The following is a 3,646-nucleotide window of genomic DNA, read 5'->3' on the forward strand; positions in this document are numbered from 1 at the left end:
GGATGATGCACTCTACAGTGCAAGCAATAGCCTGACATTAATTGCTGAGCGGGAGATTCAGCCTTATCATTTGGTAAAGTCATCGGGGAAGAGCAAGGAATACCACCTGTTTGATCTTCCCTGGCCGGATGCGGTACTCTCGGGAGAACTTTTTGATCAGGACGTCACCCTAAAGGTTACTTTATCCTATTTTATTGAACCCAACCCAGGCAGTAAGAACAAACGTTACGTAAACAATTTTCATTATCATTCGCATGCTTTGGAATTTGCGGTAATAAAGGAACGTGAAACACTGGATCAGTTTAAGCGGCGGATTTCCAAAGCGGCCGAGCTTGACGAAGACCAGGTGGACAATACAGAGGAACGATGGTCGATCAAGCGTGTCCGTTCAAGAGGGTCAGTGAAAAAAGATTTTGTAACGATGTCGGGAGCTGATATGGCCGTACGCAACAAGATCGCCATTTATCCAAAGCCCGGGTGGTACAGGAGCCGCAAGAAGCTAGGGAAAACGGATTCGATAGTCAGGTATAGTCTGCTGGTCACTCTGGAGACTGCAAATGTGGATGTCGATCTGATGACACCCGTTCTTAACCAGATCGAGTTGGATTTGTTGTTGTAAAGCAGTTGAAGGTGATGCTCAACAGAAGATAATGTCATTGATTTAGGGCCAAGCTTACAGATGAATGGTAGTTTTCATCGGATCAAATGTTGGATTTAACAACGTTCCAGAGTACAAATATGGAATGATTTAGGTTTTTAACCGAAATTCCCCGAATCGTGAGAGCTTAATTTCTTACCGAAGCAATGATAGGTAAATAGGTGCGTGCTGTTGATCCAGGTGTGGGTTCAAAGCTGATTATGTTTAGATGAGGCTCAAATTAAATTTGACTTTATTCTTAAAAGAGCTCTAAGGCTCCAAAACCTTCCACCCGAAAAGGGTATCAACAACACGGGTGAAATTGTAGAAAGTGCAGAAGAAATTGCCGTTCGCCTGATGTTTGATTTTATTATCGACTCAACCATCGCCATGGAAGGGCGTTTTCAGGTTATCGTAATGGATTACGCTTATTTGAAGACCAATTAATTCTCAAGCCATGTTACAGAGGTGTAGCGAGATGGGATGATGTTAATTCTAGAAGCATGGTTGACCTAGCCGAATTATGTAAATCATAAAGTTAACTGATTAAATGAATCAACCACCCACGATTAAAATGTATCCTAAAGAGGACAATCTCGTTTTAGCACACATTATTGAACAGGATCACCCGGAATGTGTCATCACCAAACTTCACCATACTAGGGAATTTCGTTATTAGAAAGACCTATTTTTAGAGATTTCAGTTATCACTAACCAAACTATTCCGTGAGAAATTGATCATTTCAAGATTTTAGACTAGATACTTTAATTTTCTCAGCTGTAAATGTTGTGGTGGTTAACATTAACCAAAAAAGCATTGACACAATATTCCGCAGTTAGATGGTCAACCCAGCGAAATCTAGGCTTATTCTTTAATCCAGCTCCATTTTGTTATCTTTTCTTTGGACCAATTGCCTGATGGAGTTATAAGGGGAATTTCTTGCCTGCTCAATCCACCAGTTTAAATCGTTATCAGGTTTGGAATAGGGGTGAAAAGCCAATGCAATCCGGCAAAGCTGATAATCACTATAAGTCTTTTCTGTTTTGGCTAGCGGATGATAACGATATTTCCTCAAAATACTCAGGATAACCTCTTTACTGTTCCAGAATTCTTTTTTGCTTTCCACTTCCACTTCAATCCAATACACCATATATCCCAGAGCCGCTTCTACAGCAGGTTCCGCCTGAAAAAGAATCTTGTTTAAAACCATGATAACATGCCTATCCTCAGCCTCTTTATTATTGAAATTCGCTGCCAAATCCCCAAGTGCCCAAACAACATCTGCTTTTTCCAGACTGGTCAGGCCATCTTCCAAAGCGTCAAAATGACTATTATACAGATGAAAACTTTGTATTAACTCTTTTAAGGGCTTATAGTTTTTGTAGGTACTGAGAGAGGCCTGATGTTCAAACAAAAACCAATCCATCACCTCAGAGAGTTTAAAATAACTAAACATCTGATTATCATGCCTCATGATGAGTTTAAATTCACCTGCCTTACCAAGTAAAATGTCTGATAAATTTTTCAGCTCAATATCGGACCAGTTTATTCCCCAAGTCCTGTTTTGCTTTAGGGACAAGTTCTTCAGGTTAATTGGATCAGCGTGGCTCCAGCTGGTGCGACCATTTTCAGCTTTCCCCCTATAGCCTGTATCCCATAATTTAGATGAAATGAGAACGACGCTCTTGACTTTTTCAATTAATAGGACGTCACCATCCGCAATGTAAATGGCCACTTCCCAGAAACGGCTATCTGAGATTTTAGTAAAATCCAGTAATGCCAACACCTTTTTAATTTCATTTTTTTGTTCCTGGGTGAGCAAAATGTTCAAATTGGCCAATACATAGAAGCAATTTAATCGCTTTTCGGAGATGGTGCCTGTGATTTTGGATATGGTCTCATCTATTATACCAAAATCATCATCATCCCTCGAAATACGTGTATAGTAATAGTTTCGTTGGATATAATATGTATAATCCAACTGGATTTCTTTGTTTTGGTTAATTGTGGCAGAAAGGCAATCTGATATCAGCTGCAACAACAAATGTTTATCCTCCATATAATTGGCAGCAGCGTAAACCAATTTTGCAAAAGGATTTCGGTGTTGCTCACGAAATGCCGCTCTATTAGAAACGTTTCTATTCCATTCCTTCATAAACCGGTACTGCCAAACTTCAGGTGGAACAACAATGAGAAAGGTGGATAAAAAGGAGATTATATTATCTCCCATTCTTTCTGGTGCAGAACGTATTGCAGCAAACAGGTTTACCGCTATGCGATTTTTGACTTGCTGGCTTATCTTTTGATTACTTACATATTCCTGAGCTATCCTAACACAAAAGTCACGCTCACTTACTTGAAGTGAATAAAACAGAATGGCTTCAGGATAAATTTCATAGGCATTGCTCATTAATTCAAGCCACTCTGTTGCCTTCAAATGAAGGGTTTGCGTATGGCTTAATTGAGTGCCACTATACAACATTAAATATAGAAAACGGACAGTAGTTACCTCGCTTCGCACTTTTTCCCAGTGGTCATCATCACGACTGATGGAATAACGGCCTGAACCTAAAGTTTCTATCTTTTGAAAAGTTGGTTTGAGTGAGTTTTTTAAATATTTAAAGTTATCTGATAGCTGGGTAAAACCTTGCTTTGAATAAGCAGTAACGATTTGCTTTAATTTTTTTTGGCTATGCCAATCGCTGTTACAAATTAGTAATTCATTTAAATATAAGCATATTTCGGGTTCTATTTGATGCTGCGGGCTTAACATTGTTTTAGTGTAAGAACCAGTTTTTGATTTATCCCAAAGCGATAACAAACCTGCTTTTTGAAGAATTTCTATTCCTTGCGCATCCCATTGATCGAGCTTTTTTTTAAGCTGTCTGAATTTAAAATTAAAAGCCAACTGGTAAATTTTCTCACCCATATTGTCCGGTGATTTTTTGCCTCCGGTCAGCGCATTAGAAAGCCCTACAGCTTCCTCCATAATGATTTTATTATTGCCT

General features: G+C 39.1%; 2 protein-coding genes. One reads left to right on the top strand and one right to left on the bottom strand.

Annotated features, from left to right (window positions below):
- Positions 1-619 (top strand): hypothetical protein (locus AC1DND_RS22625; protein ID WP_477584856.1); only part of this gene is annotated, 619 nt, incomplete at its 5' end.
- 890 nt (positions 620-1,509) lie between these two features.
- On the opposite strand, the gene AC1DND_RS22630 is transcribed toward AC1DND_RS22625, so the two are convergent.
- Positions 1,510-3,646: hypothetical protein (locus tag AC1DND_RS22630; protein WP_477584857.1), on the bottom strand; the 2,137-nt coding region annotated here is incomplete at its 5' end.

It is taken from the genome of Pedobacter sp. 01N416 (assembly GCF_056399685.1).